Origin of the sequence: Streptomyces sp. NPDC014894, from assembly GCF_043080985.1 — a bacterium.
Lineage (GTDB): Bacteria > Actinomycetota > Actinomycetes > Streptomycetales > Streptomycetaceae > Streptomyces.
This window is the reverse complement of the sequence record NZ_JBIBWD010000004.1, coordinates 399,833-419,046: the sequence shown is the minus strand read 5'-3', so window position 1 is coordinate 419,046 and position 19,214 is coordinate 399,833. Positions and strand designations below refer to the sequence as shown.

Below are 19,214 nucleotides of genomic sequence, written 5' to 3'. Positions count from 1 at the left end.
GGTCAGTCCCCGTCCAGCCGGACGGTGAAGAGGTCGGACATGTCCGGGAGGCGGTCCGGCTGCTGCGGATCGATGTCGATGGACTCGCCGTCGCAGTGGAGCGTGCCGGGGGAGACGGGCTCCTCCGGCTCCGTCGGGGCCGGCTCCGATTCCGTCGGACCCGGCTCCGGTTCGCCCTCCTGGCCCCCGCTCTCCTCGCCTTCCCCGCCGTCACCGCCGTCTCCGGGAAGCGGCTCCTCGGGGGCCTGCTCGAAGGTGCACCGGGGCTCCACCACGGCCGTGGCCGAGGCCGTGGCGTAGTCGTTCTCGGTGCCGGGCAGCACCGTGTCGCCGACCGGCTCCCGCGACTCGACGGTGACGGCGTATCCCCAGCGGGCGTCGGCCAGGACCGTACAGCCGGTCACCAGGGCTCCGTTGACCCCGGCGAGCCGGTCCGCCTCGGCGCAGCCGGGTCCCGCGGCGTCCCGCGCGCCGCCGCCGAGGAAGTCACGGAGGAAGTCCGGGTCGAGGATGCCCGCCTCCAGCTCCTCCCCGAGGCTGTCGCGGGACTCCTGCGCCGCGGCGAGCGCGGCGGCGTCCGCGCCGGACTGGGCGCCGTTGCGGGTGGCGCCCGCCTGTCCGACGGCGAAGAACGCGAGCGCGAGAAAGAGCAGGCCGACCACCATCGCCGCGTAGATGGGGGCTGCCTGCCCGGCGTCACTCCTGCGGAATGCGGCGGTCAGTGCTACTCGCCGCCGCCCCCACCGCCGCCCAGAATGCTGGTGACCTGGTTCTTCAGTCCGTTGGCGATGTCGTCGGCCACTCCCGAGCCCACCAGCGCCGCGATGATCGCGGCCACCAGGACGATCACTCCGACGTACTCGACCGAGTCCTGTCCCTCGTCGCGGCGGTCCTTCATCGCGCGCGAGGCGGCCGCCGCCCGGGCCGCGAGATACAGACGGGTCCTGACCACAGCCTTCAGCGTCACGTTCGACATTGGCTTCCCCTCCGGCGCCGGTGGCGCGGACGCCGGCCGGCTCGTACGAGTCCATGACGCCGCCTGCCGTACCCGCCGTGCCCGTGCTCCGTCGGCCGGTCCGGTTGGCAGCGTGAGCAATGTACGCCGGGAGCGGGCTGCCGGGAATGGGCCCCGGGGCCCAACGGCGGGCCCAGACAAGGCATCGGGCGCGGACGCCGGGGGGCTTCGGCGCGGGGGCGGGTCGCCCGGTCACAGCGGACCCGCCCCTCCGCGGGCGAGGCCGTGCCAGACGGCGATGGCCTCTCCCCTGCTGGCCGCGTTCAGCTTGGCGAAGATGCGGTTGATGTGGTTCTTGACCGTCTTGGGGCTGATGAAGCAGGAAGCGGCGATCTGCTGATTGGTCAGACCTGAGGCGATCAGCTCCATCACCTCCACCTCCCGCCGGCTCAGCTCGGTGATCACGCCGTGCGGCCCCTCGGCCGACTCGGCGCCCGAAGATGAATGTCCCACATTCGCTTGCGTAAGCGAAGCCTGTCGAGCAAATTCACCGCGCTCGGCGTAGGGCCATGTACCAGGCATTGCTTGTCCGATGAAGCGATTCTCTGTCACCGCTGCTGCTCCGATGTGTGCGGTCGCAGATGTTTTCGCAGGAGAGGCACAGGAGTGCGCCGGCCCACGGGGGGCTCTGCCGAGGCCGTCCGGGAGCGGTCCGCCGTCCCGGCGGGCGGCCGGGTCGCCGCGCACTCCGGCGAGGAGTGCGCCGGTGGCGGAGTGGGACAGCGGCGCGCGTCCGGCGCGGATGTCCCGGACGGCGTCGATCAGCTGCTCGGCGGTGAACTCGCCGTGGACCAGATAGCCGCCCGCGCCCAGCCGCAGCGCCTCGTGGACGATCTCGCTCTCCCGGCTGTAGGTCAGCATCAGCACCGGAGCGAGCGGGACGAGATGGGGCAGCGCCGAGATGCCGTCCACACCGGGCATCCGGACGTCCAGCAGGACGACGTCCGGCCGGAGCCGGACCACCGCCTCGTACGCCTGGCGGCCGTCGGCGGCCTCCGCGACGACGGAGAGGTCGGCCCGGCCCTGCAACAGGGCGGTCAGTCCGGCTCGTACGACGGGGTTGTCGTCGGCGACGACCACCCGCACCGGAGCGGTCGGCGGATACGGGGGCGGGGGCGGCGGGTGCGAGGCGTACGGCGGCGGAAGGGTCCGGGGCTCGTGCGGGCCAGGGGGTTGGCGGTCGTCGTCCGGCATGGCCGCGGCCTCCTCTCGAAACACGGGGACGGGGTGTCAGAGCAGCAGGGACAGGGGGTGGGGAACGGGAGCGGGCCGGGGCGGCCGCGCGGGGTGCGCGGCCGCCGGGCCGGGGACGCGGGCGGCGGCGGGGGGCGATTCGGGGGCGTCGCTCGACGGCCCGGCGGTCGGCGGATCGGCGCTGGGCGAGCCGAGGCTCGGCGGATCGGTTCGCGACAGATCGGAGTTCGATGGATCGGCGTTCGACGGGGCGGCGTTCGGCGGGGCGGCCGGGATCTGGGAGACGGCGTCGCCGCCGGGAGCCGCCTCGGGAGCCGCGCCAGAGGCCGTGCCCGCAGCGGGAGTCAGCGCCGGAGCCAGCGCCGGAGCCGCCTCGGGACCCGGCGGACACGGGGCCGCCCCCCGGGAGGTGAGCGGCAGCTCCAGGCGTACTTCGGTACCGCCCGCCGCGCCGCCCCTGCCGATCCGGATCCGGGCCCCGATGGACGCGGCCCGTTCCACCATGCCGACCAGCCCGAAGTGGCCGGAGCGGCGGAGCGCTTCGAGGGTGGTGCCGGGCGGCAGACCCCGGCCGTCGTCGTACACGCTGATCCGCAGCACGCCGCCGATCACCCCGGCCGAGACCGTGACCCGCTCGGGGCGGCCGTGGCGGTGGGCGTTCTCCATCGCCTCGGAGGCGATGGTCAGCGCGTGCCGGGCGACGGGTCCGGGGACGGCGGGGGCCGTGCCGCCGATCCGCAGGAAGTCGGCCCGGACCCCGTGGCGGCGGGCGAAGTCCTCGGTCCGGGCGTGGAGTTCGGCGACCAGGTCGGTGTCCTCGCCGAGGCCGGACTCCCGGCGCAGATCGGAGAGGAGTTCCCGCGATTCGGCGGCGGCCCGGCGCGCGGCGCGGGCCACCAGTTCGGCCTGGCGGCGTACGGCGACGGGGTCCATCCGGTCGGCGGTGTGGGCGAGCCCGTCGGCGGCGAGGGCCAGGCCGTGCAGGGTCTTGGCCACCGAGTCGTGCATCTCGCGGGCGAGCCGGGCGCGCTCGCGTTCGACGGCGCCGCCGACCGCGAGCCGTGCGCGGGCCTCGGAGAGCGCCTGTCCGGCCGCCCCGAAGCCCAGCATGAGCCGGCGCAGCGTGCTGCCGAGCGCGCCGGCCAGGACGCAGAGCCCGGGGAGTAAGAGGGCGGTGAAACGGGCGACGGCCTGGTCGTTGACGGCCCAGGCCCCGGCGACGATCAGCGACTGGAGCACGGCGAAGACGGCGGCTCCGCGCCAGCCGGAGATCAGTCCGGCGAGCAGCGGGGTGCAGATGGTGACGTACGCGAGGGTCGAGTCGGGCGAGGCGGTGATCAGCAGCAGCGCGCCGAAGGCCATGTCGGCGCCCAGCAGCCAGGGGTGGCGCAGCAGCACGGGCCCGAACCGCTCCCAGTCGCGGAGCAGGGCGTACGAGGTCATGAAGGTGATCAGGACCGCGGCGCCGACCAGCCAGCTGGCGGGGCCGGGCCGGGTGCCGGCGAGGGCGAAGGGGACGGCCAGGGCGATCATGGCCAGCCGGAAGCCGAAGACCTGGCGGCAGAGCGCCTGGAGGGCGTTGACCTGGAGCGGGAGGGAGGGTACGCGGCCGGGGCCGTCGTCACCGCCGCCGCTGCCGGTGCCGCTGGTGCCGTGACGGGTGCCGCCGCCGCTCGGATTCTCGTACTCCACCGCTCTCACCTCCGTTCCGCGCGCGCTCCGGGCCTCCGGGTCTCCGGGTCTCCATGCCTCCGGCCGGTCAGCCTCCCAGCACCTCGCCCAGGTCGACTCCCGCGCCGTAGTAGAAGCTCACGACGATGAGGATCATGGTGGCCGGGAGCATGATCAGGGTGACGACCAGAGTGGATTTGGGGACGGCCTTGGCGGCGTTCCGGCGGGCGTTCTGGGCGTCGGTGCGGCGCATGTCGGTGGCGATCTGGATGAGGGTCTCGACGATCGGAGCGCCGAGTTCCTCGCCCTGCTGGAGGGCGGTGACGAGCATCGACACCTGCTCGGAGTCATTGCGTTTGCGCAGTTGGTCGAAGGCGTCCCGGCGGCTGACGCCCATGTCCATCTGGCGCAGGGTGATGCGGATCTCGTCGGACCAGGGGCCCGCGTACTTCTCCGATACGCGTTCGAGGGCCTGGCGGAAGCCGAGGCCGGCCGAGACGACGACGGCGAGGACGTCGAGGAAGTCGGGGAGGGTGCGTTCGATGTCGGCGCGGCGGCGGCGGATGGCCGCCTTGATGATGACGTCCGTCCAGAACAGCCCGAAGACCAGCAGCAGGATCGCGAGGACGAACTGCCCGCGCGCCAGCATCGACAGGGCGGCCAGGACGCCGAGGAAGCTGTAGACGGCGCGGCGGGCGGCGTAGCGGTCGACGGTCATTCCGCCGGGGTTGCCCGCCATGTCGAGCCGGCCGCGCAGGGCGTCGACGCGTTTGGGGCCCATGGCGCGCAGCACGGCGGGGGCGTAGCGCATGCCGAGCCGGTCGATGCCCGAGCCGACGGCCGTGGTGCGGGTGGCGCCGACCTCCAGCGCGAGGGCGAGGTCGTCGGGGAGCCTGGCGTCGGCGCGGTACATACGGATGCCGTGGAAGACGCCGTACACGGAGAGGCCGAGCAGGGCGGCGAGGAGCAGTCCCATGGTGCCTCCTTCCTCAGACCTGGATCCGGGAGACCCGGCGGATCAGGAACGCGCCCAGACCGTACAGCCCGAAGGCGATGAGGGTGGCGGCCTGTCCGACCACCGATCCGGTCATCTTGTCGAGGGCGCCGGGCGTCATGGAGTTGATCATCAGCAGAAAGCCGAGGCCGAGCAGGGGGACGGCCATGGCGGTGACCTTGATCTGGGAGAGCGTGGTGGTGACCTCGCGCCGGGTCTCCTTGCGCTCCTCCAGGGACTGGGTGAGATTGCGCAGCGAGGTGACGACCTGACCGCCGGCCCGGTTGGCCAGGATGAGGGTGGTGACGAGGACGATGAGTTCGCGGGAGGGCAGCCGTTCGGCGAGCCGGCCGAGGGCGTCGTCCAGGCTCTGTCCGACGGCGAGCTGGTCGGCGACGATGCCGAGTTCGTACCCGGCGGGGTCGTCGAGTTCCTCGGCGGCCATGGCGAGCGCGGTGCGCAGGGCCAGTCCGGCCTGGGTGGCGTTGGCGAGTACGCGGGTGAATTCGGGGAGCTGGTTGATGAACGCCTCGGTCCGCTTGACTCGCTGCCAGACGAGGAAGGAGCGGGCTCCCCAGAGGCCGGTGAGGGCCGCGAGCACTCCGAAGAAGGGGGCGAAGACCGCGCCGACGATGAAGTAGAGGGAGAGCAGTACGCCGACGACGTAGACGGCGTACTCGCCGGGGGTGAGGTCGAGGCCGGTGACGGCGATGTCGCGTTCGATGCGGCGGCCGAGCCGGGTGGGGCGCAGCCGCCGGTCGACGCCGCCGAAGCGGCGCCGGCGGCCGTGGGACCCGCTGAGTCGTCCGCTCTGGGTCATCCGGTCGAGGAGGGCCTGTCGCTGTGCCCTGCCCGAGGAGTAGGCGTGCACGCCGATGACGCCGAGCACACCGGCGAGCAGTGTGACTCCGGCTGTCAGAAGCGGGAGATTGTCCATGTCGGGCGGGGACCTCTTCGGTGGGCGGCTGCGGGCGGCTTCTCGGGGGCTTCGGCGGGCGGGGCGGGTGGACCTGGTCGGTCGGGCTGGGCTTCGGCGGGCGGCCGGGCCGGGCAGTCGGGCGAGGCGGCCGTCCGGCGGGTTCGGCCGGCCCGAGGCCGCGGCTACACGATCGTTCGGCGGACGGCGAGCTGTTCGTCCGTCTCCGCGACGCCGAACACCGGCGGCAGCGGTTCGTTCTTCATATAGAGCCGTTCGGCGACCCGGCGCGGCACCGGGTAGTACGCGAACCGCCCGTGGACGCGGCCGTCGGCGGCCATCGGCTCGGCGTGGAAGCGGCAGACGGAGACGATGCGGTACTCGTCGCGGCCGGACGAGTCGACCACGGCGATCTCGGTGACCCGCCGGGAGCCGTCGGCGTGCCGGGTGAGCTGGACGATGACGTCGACGGCGCTGTTGATCTGGTCCTTGATCGCCATGAAGGGGATCTCGACCTCGGACATCGACGCCAGGGTCTGGAGCCGCATCAGGGCGTCCTCGGCGCTGTTGGCGTGGACGGTGGCGAGGGAGCCGTCGTGGCCGGTGGACATGGCCTGAAGCATGTCGAGGGTCTCGCCGCCGCGCACCTCTCCGACGATGATGCGGTCGGGGCGCATGCGCAGGGAGTTGCGGACGAGGTCGCGGATGGTGACCCGGCCCTTGCCCTCGACGTTCGGCGGACGGCTCTCCAGCGTGATCACGTGCGACTGCTGGAGCTGGAGTTCGGCGGAGTCCTCGATGGTGACGATCCGCTCGCCCTCCGGGATCAGCCCGGAGAGGGAGTTGAGGAGGGTGGTCTTGCCGGTGCCGGTGGCCCCGGAGACGATCACATTGAACTTGGCCCGCACCAGCCCCGAGAGCAGCAGGGTCATCTGCTCGTCCATCGAGCCGATGGCGATCATCTCCTGGAGCGTGAAGGCCCGGGGGAAGCGCCGGATGGTGAGGATCGGCCCGCTGAGGGAGAGCGGGGGGATGATCACATTGACCCGCTCCCCGGACGGAAGGCGGGCGTCCACCATCGGATTGGCCTCGTCGACGCGGCGGTTGACGGTGGAGACGATGCGCTCGATGGTCTGCATGAGCTGATCGGCGGAGGAGAAGCGGAGCGGCAGCATCTCCAGCCGGCCGCCGCGCTCCACATAGACCTGCTCCGGGCCGTTGACCATGATCTCGCTGATGGAGGCGTCCTCCAGGAGGGGCTCCAGGATGCCGAGGCCGAGGGCCTCGTCGACGACCCGGCGGATGAGCTGGGAGCGCTCGACGCTGGAGAGCACCGGGCCCTCGCGGCTGATGATGTGGCCGAGGACCCGCTCCAGCCGGGCCCGGCGCTCGGCGGCGGCGAGCGCGGACATCTCGGCGAGGTCGATCTCCTCCAGCAGCTTGGCGCGGTAGACGATGACGAGCCGGTTCTCCTCGCCGTGGCCGTTGACCGGCTCGGGGCTGCTCAGGCGGGCCCGCAGGCTCATGTCCTCATCTCCCAGGTGGTGCTCGGTCTTTCGGGTGGTACGCGGGGGTTCCGGCGGGTTCAGTCGCAGCGCATGGTGACCGTCCTCGTCGCCGGTCCGAGATCGAAGAGGGGCAGCAGCTCCGGAACGGCGACGGTGACGGTGGCGCTGACCTCGTCGCCGCCGCCGCAGGAGGCGTCGACGGACGCGCCGTCGGCGAGCCAGCCGCTGAGGGCGGCCCGGCCCGCCGCCTCCCCCTTGCCCTCGCCGTCCTTCTGGGCGGCGGCGCGGGCCGCGGCCCGGGCGGCGGTGCCCGCCTGCTGGGCGGTGTAGGCGACGACGCCGAACTGGACGGCCACGAGGGCGACCACCAGCAGCAGGGTGATGACCCCGGCGAACTCGACGGCGGCCTGACCGCGCTCCCCGCCCGCTCCCGAGCCCGTTCCCGAGCCCGCGCCCGCCCGTCGCCCGGGCCCCGGCGCGGCTTCCCGCCCCGCCCCGGCCCCCGGCTCCGGCGCGGATTCCCGTACCGTCCTGTGGCTCATCGTGGCACCTCGTTCACCGCGGCGGCCTCGGCGTCGAGCCGGAAGGGCAGGTCCAGCGCGCCGGGGAAGAGCACGGGCACCGAGAGGCTCACGGTGACCCGGTAGAGATCGCCCCCGTTGCCGGGGCAGCCGAAGGAGGCTCCCGAACGCCAGGATCCGGGCAGGTCCCGCTCCCCCGCGGCCCGGCAGGCGGCCGGTCCGTCCACCGCTCCGGCCCGGGCCGCCGCGTCCGCCGCGTTGCCCGCCAGCGAGAAGGTGTAGCCGATGAGCGCCGCCTGCCAGAGCAGCGCCACGGTCGCCAGGATGACCGGGAGGGTGCCGGTGAACTCGACGGCGGCCTGCCCCCGGTCCTCGCCCATCCGCACCCGGACCGATCGAGACACCCGGACCGCCCGGACCGTCGGGACCGCCCCGCGCCCCCGGACCGCCCGGACCGTCGGAACCGTCCCGCGCCCCCGGACCGCCCCGCGCACCCCGCCCCGGCGGGCCGGCGGCGGACCGGCCGGGGCCGGACGCCCCGCTCGTACGTGAGACCTCATCGCTCCCCGTACCCCCTCACGGCGCTCACCTCGACCGTGCCCGGCGGAAGCCGATCGAACCCCGGTCGCCGCGGAGCTTGCCGTGCCGGGGCTCGGTCTCCGCCGGACGCACCAGTTCCAGTTCCGCGGCGAGCGCCCACAGCGCCTGTTTGACGGCGGACTTCGCCTCCAGGTCCTGCATCCGTCCGGCGTCGACGACCGGCTGGAGTTCCTTGAAGCCCGCCGGTACGGCGGTCTTGGCGACCCGGGCGCCGGTGATCTTCTCGATCAGCGGGGGCTGGATCTCGGTGGCGCGGTTGTGGCGGTTGACGACGGCGACGGTCTCCTCCGCCTTGCGGATCTGGAGCCGGTCCCAGAGCCGGACCATCCGTTTGGCGGCGCGGACCGAGACCACGTCCGGCGTGGTCACCAGCACGGTGGTGTCGGCCATTTCGACGGCGGCGGCGTTGGCGCTGTTCATCTGGGTGCCGCAGTCCACGACGACGACCTCGTACCGGTTGCGCAGCGCGCTGAGGATCTGGCGTACGGCGCGGTCGTTGACCTCCTCGCCGCGCTCCCCCTCCCCCGGCGCGAGCAGCAGCCCGATCCCGGTCTGGTGGGCGAAGAGGGCGTCCTGGAGCACCCGGGGGGATATGTCCTGGATCCCGGCGAGGTCGGCGATCGAGCGGCGGAACTGCACATCGAGGTACGAGGCCACATCGCCGGCCTGGAGGTCGAGATCGGCCAGCGCCACCGTGCGCCCCGACGCCTGGGCCGCGAGGGCGAGCTGTACGGCGGTGACGGTGGCGCCGACCCCGCCCTTGGCCCCGCTGACGGTGACGACGGTGCCGCCCGGTCCGGTGAAGACGTCGCCGCTGTGCCCGAGGTGGCGGCGGACGCCGGTGGACCAGCCGGCCGCGGCCTGGACCCGCTGGACGAGTTCCTCGTACGAGAGGGGGAGGGCGACTATGCCCCGGGCGCCGGAGTCCATGGCGGCCGAGTAGAGCCCGGGGCCCGCGTCGACCGTGACCAGGATGACGCCGACGGCCGGAAAGCGCAGACCCACCTCGCGGATGAGTTCGAGGGCGGGCACCGGCCCGATCCGCTCGTGCACCAGGACCACTTCGGGCAGTTCGTCGAGCGACTCGGCGGCCAGCCGGGCCAGCAGATCGAGCAGCGAGGTGGAGTCGCCGACCGGCGAGGCGGGCTCGGCGTCGGGGAGCTGGCTCAGCAGGGTGGTGATGGACCGGGCCGCGTCGGCTTCGCCGACGGCCGGGAGGATGCGTGTGGTCATACAGCCCTCACCTGTTCTTGTCTTCGTCGAGGGTGTAGGTGCTGTCGCCGGGGCGCAACGCGGACTTCCCGCCCTTGGCGAGAAGGGCGAGCCGCACATGTTCGGCGAAGGACTCGGCGTGGGCGAGGCGCTGGGCGTCCTTGGTGCTCAGGGCGAAGGTGATGGGCACGGCCTCGCGCGGACCGCTCGTCCGGTCCTCGCTCCGGCGGTCGATCGGGGTGAGCCGGCCGACGTCGATGACCCGGGCGGCCGGGACGATGATCCGGGACTGGTCCGCGTCGCGTTCGGTCTTCCCGGCGAAGGTGGCGAAGATATTGACCCGGTCGCCGGGGGTGATCTTGCCCGCGACCCCGGTGGCGGAGTCGATCATGATGGCGATCTCCTGCTCCCCGGCCTCCAGTTCGGGCCGCTCGACGATCATGTCGTCCTGGAGCAGGGAGCCTTTTTCGAGCCGGGTGACGGCGATCTTCCCGGTGACCGCGGAGAGGTCGGTGACGGCGCTCTCCGAGAGCCAGCGCCGGGGCATCGAGACCTTCTCGAACTGGCCGGGCCGCAGCGCCGTATAAGGGGCGACCTCGGTCTTCACCCGATAGGCGGTCACCTCGGGCCCGACCTTGGAATTCACATCATTGATCACCGATATCACGCCCGCGAACGCGCCGAGAGCACACAGCACCGAGAGAAGCAGAAGGATGACACCGCGACGTTGGCGTGAATTCATTTGCTGGGAAACCTCGTTCGCTTTACTTCGCCGGCTTCGCTTTCCTCGCGGAGCCCGCGGCCGGAAGCAGACTGGGACGGACGGAGCGGACAGGGCGGGCGGGACGGGGCGGTAAGGGAAGGGCCGGCCGTGAAAGGGCCGGCCGCGGGCCGCGCCTCCCCGGGATCTACCGGTGCGCACCCCCGCTGAGCAGGCACTCCGCCGGGCGCGGTACGGAGAGGGGCGGGCCGGTCATCGCGCGCCGCTCACGGCCCGTGGTACGCGGGGGTGCCGTGCTTGGGGACGCCGGACTCCCGTTCCTGGCCGTCGGCCGCGACGATCCGCGCCGAGCAGAATCCACAGCGGTCGCCGATGAGTTCGATTCCGCACCAGGTGCACACCTCTCTCCGCACGGAGGCGACCAGCTGATAGAGGGTGGAGATCTCGGGCAGGAACGCCGCGAATTCCAGCAGCTTGCCGGTCCCCCACCAGCCCGCGGAATCCGCGGGCAGTTCCGTCTCCTCCACTCCCTGGGTCTGCCAGGCCGGCGCCAGCGTCTTCTCGATCCACTCCGACTGCAGCTGCCCCCTGGCCACGATCAGCCGGGTGCCGAAGGCCGGTCCGGACAGCTCTCCGGCGCCGACCCTGATCACCTCGGGCGCAGGGTTGGCGAGTACCCCGAACTGACTGCCCGGAACCCAGGACTTGGCGTGGGAGCGCATGCTCACCGGGACCCGGTCCAGCCGGGTGACCGAGTTGAGCAGGGCCCCCGCGTAGACGTAGTGGGAGAGCAGCCGGGCGGCGGAGGCGATGACCCCGGGGCCGAAGTCGCAGACGGACAGCTGGCGCAGCTGGCGCACGAGGACGGCGATGCCGAGCGGCGGCAGATCGACCTTCAGCAGGGCGATCCGATTGCTCTCCAGCACGGATCGGACGGTGTGCAGCCGGCGTTCATGGGCGGGCGGGAGGGAGGAGGGGTAGAGGGCCACCACCGATCCGTGCTGCTCCAGCAGCACGCTCATGTCGGCGATCGCGGCGGCCAGCGGCCTGTCGGCGGGCGGCGGAAGCAGTGCCGCCGCGGGCGTGTGCTGGTCCATCGGCGGTAGCACCAGATCTGCGCTGGTGACAGCTATTGCGGTCGGCACGCTGGTTCCCCGTTCGGCTCCGGTCGCCGGTGGGCCCGTGACCGCAGATACGTACTACTCGCTGCTTCTGCACGAGCACTTTATCGGCGACACCCACGGCAGAGAACACCTCGCGGAACCCAGTGCCCCGGCCCGTGCACGCTCCGCACAGGCCAAAGCTCGCCAAAGGGTGACGATCCAGTACACCCATAGCCGGGGCACACCGGGGACCGTACGTCCCGTTATGGCCGAAAGTCGATGATGGACCCTCAGGACGAATCCCTGCGCAAGGTCTTGACAACCTCATTGGTCTGGACCAGTTTTACGCCCAACGGTGGCCACCGTCTCTTACCCTCCTCCCCCCAACTCCCCCACTGGAGGCAGCAAGTGGACCGCACCACAGGCTCGCGGAGATGGCTCGGCGGGGCTCTGGCCCTCGCAGTCGGGGCCGGCCTCACCGTCACCGGCATGACGGGAACGGCACAGGCGGCCGACATCAATGTCGCCAAGAACGCCGGATTCGAGTCAGGGCTGTCCAGCTGGACGTGTTCCGGCGGCACCGGCGTGAACGTCTCCACCCCGGTGCGCACGGGGGCCTCCGCCCTCAAGGCGACCCCGGCCGGCAACGACAACGCCAAGTGCTCCCAGATCGTGGCCGTCAAGCCCAACTCCACGTACCAGCTGAGCGCCTGGACCCAGGGCGGCTACGCCTACCTCGGCGCCAGCGGCACCGGCACCACCGACGTCTCGACCTGGACCCAGGGCGGCTCGGCCTGGAACAAGCTCGCCACCAGCTTCCGCACCGGCGCGACCACCACCTCCGTCACCGTCTACACCCACGGCTGGTACGGCACTCCCGCCTACCACGTGGACGACGTGAGCGTCCTCGGTCCCGACGGCGGCGGCGGTCAGGACCCCGACCCGGTCGTTCCCCCCACGCCGACCGGTCTCGCGGTGGGCGCCGTGACCTCCTCGTCCGTCGCCCTCAACTGGGGCGCCGCGGCCGGCGCGACCGGCTACAACATCTACCGCGACGGCACGAAGGTCCAGACGGTGGCCGGCACCTCGGCGACCGTGTCCGGGCTGACCGCGAACACCTCGTACCAGTTCCAGGTGACCGCGAGCAACAGCGCGGGCGAGTCCGCCAAGTCCACCGCCGTCACCGCGCGGACCCCCGACGGTCCGGTGAAGCCGGACCCGGTCGTGCCCAAGCACGCGATCACCGGCTACTGGCAGAACTTCAACAACGGCGCGACCGTCCAGAAGCTCCGTGACGTGCAGTCGGCGTACGACATCATCGCGGTCGCCTTCGCGGACTCCACCACCACCCCCGGCGAGCTGACCTTCAATCTGAGCCCGGCGCTCGGCTACGCCAACGTCGCCGAGTTCAAGTCGGACATCGCCGCCAAGCGGGCCGCGGGCAAGTCGGTGATCATCTCCGTCGGCGGTGAGATCGGCAATGTCACGGTCAACAGCGACGCCTCCGCCACCACCTTCGCCAACAGCGCCTACGCGCTGATGCAGGAGTACGGCTTCAACGGTCTGGACGTGGACCTGGAGCACGGCATCAACTCCACCTACATGACGAAGGCGCTGCGGCAGCTCTCCGCCAAGGCCGGTCCCGGCATGGTGCTGACGATGGCCCCGCAGACCATCGACATGCAGTCCACCTCGACCGAGTACTTCAAGCTGGCGCTGAACGTGAAGGACATCCTCACGGTCGTCAACATGCAGAACTACAACAGCGGCTCGATGCTCGGCTGCGACGGCAAGGTCTACTCGCTCGGCTCGGTGGACTTCCTCACCGCGCTCGCCTGCATCCAGCTGGAGGGCGGTCTCGACCCGTCCCAGGTCGGCATCGGGGTCCCCGCCTCCACCCGGGGCGCGGGCAGCGGCTACGTCAGCCCGACCGTGGTGAACAACGCCCTGGACTGCCTGACCAAGGGCGTCAACTGCGGCACCTTCAAGCCCGCGAAGACCTACCCGACCCTGCGCGGCGCGATGACCTGGTCCACCAACTGGGACGCGACCGCCGGCAACGCCTGGTCGAACTCGGTGGGGGCGCACATCAAGACCCTCCCGTAGCGGACGCCGGCCCGGCCGGCCCCGCACCCCGGCGGCTCCCGCCGCCACGGAACCTGTCGTACGCACCATCAACCCCCACGCCAGGTCGTACGACGTAGACAGCAGCGCCTCCGCACCCGCGGCGGCGCTGCTGTGCGTGGTACGCCGGATCACGCTCCCGCGCGCCCGTCCGAAGTCCGCCTCTTGACCTGGCCATGTCATAGCCGCACGATGTGTGCCCACACCGCACCACTGCTCCACGCGTCCCGACCCGTGCGCCTGTTCCACCCCCCAGTCCACATCCGGGAGACAGCATGCGACTTCGCATACGCGGCAGCGGCCGGAAGGCCGTCACCCTCAGCGCCCTGCTGGCGCTCGCGGTGGCGGCCCCCCTCACCGCCAACGCGGCACCACCGGACCCCAGGGCTCCGGCCGTCACCGCCGACGAGCGGACCCGTCAGTACCAGATCGAGGGCGAGGCGACGGTCGCCTCCCGCACCGCGATGGCCTCGCTGGGCGTCGCGATCGACGAGGCCGACCACCACTCCACCGTGATCAGCGCCGACGCCGGCCAGGCGAAACGGCTGCGCGCGCTGGGCCACCGGCTCACCGAGCTGCCCGGCCCGCCGGACCGCAGCGGCGGCGGACCCGTGGAGACCTTCGACTTCCCGCCCGCGGACTCCCGGTACCACAACTACGCCGAGATGAACACGGTGATCGATCAGCGGATCGCCGCGTACCCGAACATCATGAGCAAGCGGGTCATCGGCAAGAGCCACCAGGGCCGGGACATCATCGCGGTCAAGATCAGCGACAATGTCGCCGCCGACGAGAACGAGCCCGAGGTCCTCTTCACCCACCATCAGCACGCGCGTGAGCATCTGACGGTGGAGATGGCCCTCTATCTCATCCGTGAGCTGGGCGAGGACTACGGCGCCGACTCCCGGGTCACCAACGCCGTGAACGGCCGGGAGATCTGGATCATCCCGGACGTCAACCCGGACGGCGGCGAGTACGACATCGCCACCGGCAGCTACCGCAGCTGGCGCAAGAACCGGCAGCCCAACACCGGCTCCACGGCGGTCGGCACCGACCTCAACCGCAACTGGAACTACCGCTGGGGCTGCTGCGGCGGTTCCTCCGGCTCCTTCGGGTCGGAGACCTACCGGGGCCGCGCGGCCGAGTCCGCGCCCGAGGTGAAGGTCGTCGCCGACTTCGTCCGCAGCCGGGTCGTCGGCGGGACGCAGCAGATCAGGACCGGCATCGACTTCCACACCTACAGCGAGCTGATCCTCTGGCCGTTCGGCTACACCACCGCCGACACCGCCGTGGGGATGACCCAGGACGACCGCAACGCCTTCGCCGCGGTCGGCCAGAAGATGGGGGCCAGCAACGGCTACACCCCCGAGCAGTCCAGCGACCTCTACATCACCGACGGCTCGATCGACGACTGGCTGTGGGGCAATCAGAGGATCTTCGGCTACACCTTCGAGATGTATCCGGGCAGCTTCGGCGGCGGCGGGTTCTATCCGCCCGACGAGGTGATCGAGCGCGAGACCAGCCGCAACCGGGACGCGGTGCTCCAGCTGCTGGAGAACTCGGACTGCATGTACCGCTCCATCGGCAAGGAGGCGCAGTACTGCGCCTGAGAACGGCGCGGGAGCGCCCCCGGGGGGGAAGAGCCCGGGGGCGCTGTGCGGCCCGCGCACGGGCCGGAGGACGGGCCTCTAGACGACCAGGCTCAGCGCCGCCGCGACCACGAAGCCCGCGACCGAGAGCACCGACTCCAGGACCGTCCAGGTCTTGAGGGTGTCCCGCTCGGAGATGCCGAAGTACTTGGCGACGATCCAGAACCCGCCGTCGTTGACGTGCGAGGCGAAGATCGAACCGGCCGAGATCGCCATGATGACCAGGGCGAGGAACGGCTGCGAGTGGTCCGCGTTCTCCACCAGCGGCAGCACGATGCCGGCCGTGGTCACGATCGCCACCGTCGCCGAGCCCTGGGCGACCCGCAGCACCAGCGAGATCAGATAGGCCAGGACGATGACGGGCAGACCGACGTCCTCGAAGGTGTCGGAGAGCGCCTGGGCCACTCCGCTCGCCTTGAGCACCGCGCCGAAGACCCCGCCCGCGCCGACCACCAGCAGGATGTTGCCGACCGGCTTCAGCGAGGAGGTCGAGACCTGCTCCAGGGAGCTGCGCGACCAGCCGCGCCGGACGCCCAGCAGGTAGTAGGCGAGGATCAGCGCGATCGTCAGCGCCACGAACGGGTTGCCGAAGAACTCCACCACCGAGCGGAGGGTGGACTCGTCCATCGCGATGGACGAGAAGGTCGCCGCGAGGATCAGGGTGAGCGGTGTGCCGATGATGAGCAGCACGGTGGAGAGCGCGACCGGCGTCTCCGCGGCCGCCCCGGGGCCGCGTTCGGCGGCGACCGCGGCCCGGGCGTCCTCGGCGGCCTCCAGCATGTCCTGGGGGACCTCGACGAAGACCCGCTTGCCGATCCATCCCGAGTACACCCAGGCGGCGGCGACGGCCGGCAGTCCGACGACCACGCCCATCACGATGACCCAGCCGAGCGAGACGTCGAGCAGTCCGGCGGCGGCGACCGGTCCGGGGTGCGGCGGCAGGAAGGCGTGGGTCATCGACAGTCCGGCCAGCAGCGGCATCGCGTAGAGCACGACCGACTTGCCGGAGCGCTTGGCCGCCGCGTACACCAGCGGCGCGAGGACGAAGATGCCGACGTCGAAGAAGACCGGTATGCCGAAGATCAGTCCGGTGACGCCCATGGCGAGCGGGGCGCGCTTCTCGCCGAAGACCCGCAGCAGCCGGGTGCTGAGCACCTCGGCGCCGCCGGAGACCTCCAGGATCGCGCCGAGCATGGTGCCCAGGCCGATGATGATGGCGACATGGCCGAGGATGCCGCCCATGCCGGTCTCGATGACGGATTCGGCGGCCGATCGCTGCACGGTGCCGAAGAGTTCGGTGACGGAGAGCCCGGCCGCGAGGCCGACGGCTATGGAGACGGCGAGCAGCGCGACGAACGGCTGGAGCCGGATCTTGATGATCAGTACGAGCAGGAGGACGATGCCGAGGGCGGCGACGGTCAGCAGACCGGCCGTTCCGTCGATGAGGAGGAGCAGCCCTCCGGTGTGCGGCGTCTCCTCCGGCGGGGCGTCTGCGGCGAGGTACATGGATCAACCCTGGTGTCGATGGGGGTTTTGGGTATGGCGGAGCGCGGTACGGCGCTCCCGCGAGCGCCGTACCGTGCCGTGTAGAACTGCGGGGTTGAGACGCCAAGTTCAGCCAGGGGGCCGACTCAGCCCAGGACCGCCAGGGCGTCGATCTCGATCAGCAGGCCGGCGGGGAGACCGACGTAGACCGTCGTACGGGCGGAGGCGGGGGCCTTGAGGCCCTGCTCCTCGAAGTACGCGTTGTAGATCTCGTTCATCTCGGCGAAGTGGTCGACGTCGGTGAGGTAGACGCGCATCATCATCACGTCGTCCCAGCTCGCGCCGCCCTCCTCCAGGATCGCCTTGACGTTGGCGAAGGTCTGGAGGGTCTGCTCGCGCAGGGTCGGGCCGGCCGGGGTCGGGGCCTGGCCCTCGACGGCCGGGAGGAAGCCGACCTGACCGGCGACCTGGAGGATGTTGCCCTTCTTCACGCCGTGGGAGAACTTGGCGGGCGGGGCGGTGTGGGTGGCGGGGGTGATCGCGGTCTTCTCGGACATGGTGCTTCCTTCTGTTCAGTGCGGTGTGACGGAGCCGGAGTACTCCCGGCTGATGGCGTCGGCGGTGCGGCGCACCAGCGGGAGGAGGGTGAGGAGTTCCTCGGCGGTGACGACCACATTGGGCGCGGAGACCGACATCGCCGCGACGACCCGGCCGGCCGCGCCGCGGATGGGCGCGCCGATGCAGTTGATGGACTCCTCGTGGCCGCCGAGGTCGGTGGCCCATCCCTGGTCGCGGACGGCGGCGAGTTCCTTGAGGAACGCGGCGGCGTTGGGCGTCGAACGGGATGTGTACATGGGGTATTCGAGCTTGTCGGCGACGGCGCGCCGCTCGTGCTCGGGCAGATCGCCGAGGAGGAGTTTGGCGACGGCGGCGACGGTGATCGCGACGGGCTTGCCGATGCGGGAGTACATCCGTACCGGGTAGCGGCTCTCGACCTTGTCGATGTAGAGGACCTCGCTCTCCTCGTAGACGGCGAGATGGACGGTGTGCCCGATCTGCTCGTTGAGGGTGACGAGGTGGGGGTGGGCGACGTCGCGGACGTCGAGGTTCTCGACGGCCTCCTGGGCGAGGGCGAAGAGGCGGGCGCCCAGGCGGTAGCGCTGGTCCTGCTGGCGGTAGACGAGCCCGTGGTCGTGGAGGGTGCGCAGCAGGCGCAGCGCGGTGGATTTGTGGACGCCGAGGCGGTCGGCGACCTGCCCGAGATCGGCGGGTCCCTGGGCGAGCAGCGGCAGGATGCTCAGGGCGCGGTCGACGGTCTGGCTCATGGTGTGCGTACCTCCTCATCCGCGGCCGCGGTCCAGCCGGGGCCGAGACGTAGTGTCCGCCAGGTCGCGTCGTCCAGGGCGGCGAGGCGGTCCGCGTGGGCGGTGTCGGGGGGCGTGGCGAGGTCTCCGGGGACGGTGAGGGCGGCGGCGGCCCAGAGGTGGCCGTGGCGCAGCAGCTCCCGGGGCGGCAGTCCCCGCAGCCGGGCGGAGAGATAGCCGGCGGCGAAGGCGTCTCCGGCGCCGACGGGGGCGACGACGTCGACCCGGGGGGCGGGGACGAAGGTGATCGTGTCCCCGGCGGTCCCGGCGGCCGGGTCGGAGGCGAACATCGTCGCGCCCTCGGCCCCCTGCTTGACGACGAGGACGGCGGGCTCGGGGAGGGCGGCGCGGACGGCGGCGGGCCCGTGCAGGTCCCAGGCGGTCTCGGCCTCGTCCTCGCCGACGAAGACGAGGTCCGCGCCGCGGGCCAGCTCCAGCAGGACCCGGGCGCCGGAGTCGTCGCGCCACAGGCCCGGCCGGTGGTTGACGTCGAAGGAGATCAGCGGGCGGCCGGGGCGGCAGGCGGTGAGCGCGCGCATCAGTGCGAGGCAGTCGCCGGAGAGGGCGGCGGTGATGCCGGAGACGTGGAGCACCCGGGCGGCGTCGAGGGTCTCGGGCGGGACGGTCGCCGGGGACATCGCCGAGGCGGCCGAGCCGCGCCGGTAGTAGACCACCTCATGGGCGTCGGTGGCGCGGTCGGTGGCGGTGCGGAAGTAGATCCCGGTGGGCCGGTGCGGATCGCGGCCCACGGCAGAGGTGTCCACGCCGTACGCGGCGATCGCCCGGATCAGATGGTCGCCGAAGCCGTCCGTGCCGACCCGGCTCACCCACCGCACCCGGTGTCCCGCCGCGGCCAGCGCGCACGCCGCGTTGGACTCGGCCCCGCCGATGGCGCGGGCGAAGGACGGGACGTCGGCGAGGCGTCCGGGCTGTGAGGGCAGGAACGTGACCATGGACTCGCCGAGGCAGATGACGTCTGCGACATCCACGGCTGCGGTACCGGTCGGGCTGCTCACCCTGGGCTCCTCGCGAGGTCTGGGTCGGTCGGGTCCATTGACCCGACGCTGCGCCGGATGTTAGACACCATCGAGCGATATACGCAATGAGTGTTGCACATGATGCAACGACCAGGGAGGA

At 71.8% G+C, this 19,214-nt stretch carries 18 protein-coding genes; 2 read left to right on the top strand and 16 right to left on the bottom strand.

Annotated features, from left to right (window positions below; translation table 11 throughout):
* Positions 1-2 precede the first annotated feature (2 nt).
* The 12 genes from ACF089_RS12740 to ACF089_RS12685 all read right to left on the bottom strand — a co-directional run bounded on the left by ACF089_RS12740 (position 3) and on the right by ACF089_RS12685 (position 11,449).
* Positions 3-722 (bottom strand): pilus assembly protein TadG-related protein, encoded by a 720-nt coding sequence (locus tag ACF089_RS12740; RefSeq protein ID WP_392025729.1) that lies wholly within the window; start codon positions 720-722, stop codon positions 3-5.
* Positions 723-724: 2 nt separating this feature from the next.
* Positions 725-976, bottom strand: coding sequence for a hypothetical protein (locus ACF089_RS12735; RefSeq protein ID WP_392025411.1), 252 nt, complete (start codon positions 974-976; stop codon positions 725-727).
* 231 nt (positions 977-1,207) lie between these two features.
* Positions 1,208-2,209 carry a response regulator gene (locus tag ACF089_RS12730; RefSeq protein WP_392025410.1) on the bottom strand — a complete coding sequence of 334 codons (1,002 nt, stop codon included), beginning with the start codon at positions 2,207-2,209 and terminating at the stop codon, positions 1,208-1,210.
* Positions 2,210-2,245: 36 nt separating this feature from the next.
* Complete coding sequence (locus ACF089_RS12725) at positions 2,246-3,901, bottom strand: sensor histidine kinase (RefSeq protein WP_392025409.1); 1,656 nt, start codon at positions 3,899-3,901, stop codon at positions 2,246-2,248.
* 67 nt (positions 3,902-3,968) lie between these two features.
* The gene (locus tag ACF089_RS12720) at positions 3,969-4,856 is read right to left on the bottom strand and encodes a DUF5936 domain-containing protein (protein WP_392025408.1); all 888 of its coding nucleotides are present in this window, start codon (positions 4,854-4,856) and stop codon (positions 3,969-3,971) included.
* Between the two features lie 13 nt (positions 4,857-4,869).
* Complete coding sequence (locus ACF089_RS12715; protein WP_392025407.1) at positions 4,870-5,811, bottom strand: type II secretion system F family protein; 942 nt, start codon at positions 5,809-5,811, stop codon at positions 4,870-4,872.
* A 164-nt stretch (positions 5,812-5,975) separates the two neighbouring features.
* Positions 5,976-7,316, bottom strand: coding sequence for a CpaF family protein (locus ACF089_RS12710; RefSeq protein WP_392025406.1), 1,341 nt, complete (start codon positions 7,314-7,316; stop codon positions 5,976-5,978).
* A gap of 59 nt (positions 7,317-7,375) precedes the next feature.
* Complete coding sequence (locus ACF089_RS12705; protein ID WP_392025405.1) at positions 7,376-7,840, bottom strand: TadE/TadG family type IV pilus assembly protein; 465 nt, start codon at positions 7,838-7,840, stop codon at positions 7,376-7,378.
* On the bottom strand, positions 7,837-8,223 hold the full coding sequence (locus ACF089_RS12700; protein ID WP_392025403.1) for a TadE/TadG family type IV pilus assembly protein: 387 nt from the start codon (positions 8,221-8,223) through the stop codon (positions 7,837-7,839). The genes ACF089_RS12705 and ACF089_RS12700 overlap by 4 nt, the downstream gene beginning before the upstream one ends.
* Before the next feature lie 181 nt (positions 8,224-8,404).
* Entirely contained in the window at positions 8,405-9,652 is a 1,248-nt protein-coding gene (locus tag ACF089_RS12695) for a CpaE family protein (RefSeq protein ID WP_392025401.1), read from the bottom strand.
* A gap of 7 nt (positions 9,653-9,659) precedes the next feature.
* A complete protein-coding gene (cpaB, locus tag ACF089_RS12690; protein ID WP_392025399.1) occupies positions 9,660-10,373 on the bottom strand; it encodes a Flp pilus assembly protein CpaB in 714 nt (237 codons plus the stop codon).
* Between the two features lie 245 nt (positions 10,374-10,618).
* Complete coding sequence (locus ACF089_RS12685; protein WP_392025397.1) at positions 10,619-11,449, bottom strand: hypothetical protein; 831 nt, start codon at positions 11,447-11,449, stop codon at positions 10,619-10,621.
* Between the two features lie 414 nt (positions 11,450-11,863).
* On the opposite strand from ACF089_RS12685, the gene ACF089_RS12680 reads away from it, so the two are divergent.
* Together ACF089_RS12680 and ACF089_RS12675 are read left to right on the top strand one after the other, a co-directional pair.
* Positions 11,864-13,561, top strand: coding sequence for a chitinase (locus ACF089_RS12680; protein WP_392025396.1), 1,698 nt, complete (start codon positions 11,864-11,866; stop codon positions 13,559-13,561).
* A 293-nt stretch (positions 13,562-13,854) separates the two neighbouring features.
* Positions 13,855-15,189 carry a M14 family metallopeptidase gene (locus tag ACF089_RS12675; protein WP_392025394.1) on the top strand — a complete coding sequence of 445 codons (1,335 nt, stop codon included), beginning with the start codon at positions 13,855-13,857 and terminating at the stop codon, positions 15,187-15,189.
* Between the two features lie 78 nt (positions 15,190-15,267).
* On the opposite strand, the gene ACF089_RS12670 is transcribed toward ACF089_RS12675, so the two are convergent.
* From ACF089_RS12670 to ACF089_RS12655, 4 genes are all read right to left on the bottom strand, one after another.
* Positions 15,268-16,734, bottom strand: a complete 1,467-nt coding sequence (locus ACF089_RS12670) for a GntP family permease (RefSeq protein ID WP_392025392.1) — start codon at positions 16,732-16,734, stop codon at positions 15,268-15,270.
* A 125-nt stretch (positions 16,735-16,859) separates the two neighbouring features.
* A complete protein-coding gene (locus tag ACF089_RS12665; RefSeq protein ID WP_392025391.1) occupies positions 16,860-17,270 on the bottom strand; it encodes a RidA family protein in 411 nt (136 codons plus the stop codon).
* 15 nt (positions 17,271-17,285) lie between these two features.
* A complete protein-coding gene (locus tag ACF089_RS12660) occupies positions 17,286-18,038 on the bottom strand; it encodes an IclR family transcriptional regulator (RefSeq protein WP_392025389.1) in 753 nt (250 codons plus the stop codon).
* Complete coding sequence (locus ACF089_RS12655) at positions 18,035-19,093, bottom strand: sugar kinase (protein WP_392025387.1); 1,059 nt, start codon at positions 19,091-19,093, stop codon at positions 18,035-18,037. The genes ACF089_RS12660 and ACF089_RS12655 overlap by 4 nt, the downstream gene beginning before the upstream one ends.
* Positions 19,094-19,214 lie beyond the last annotated feature (121 nt).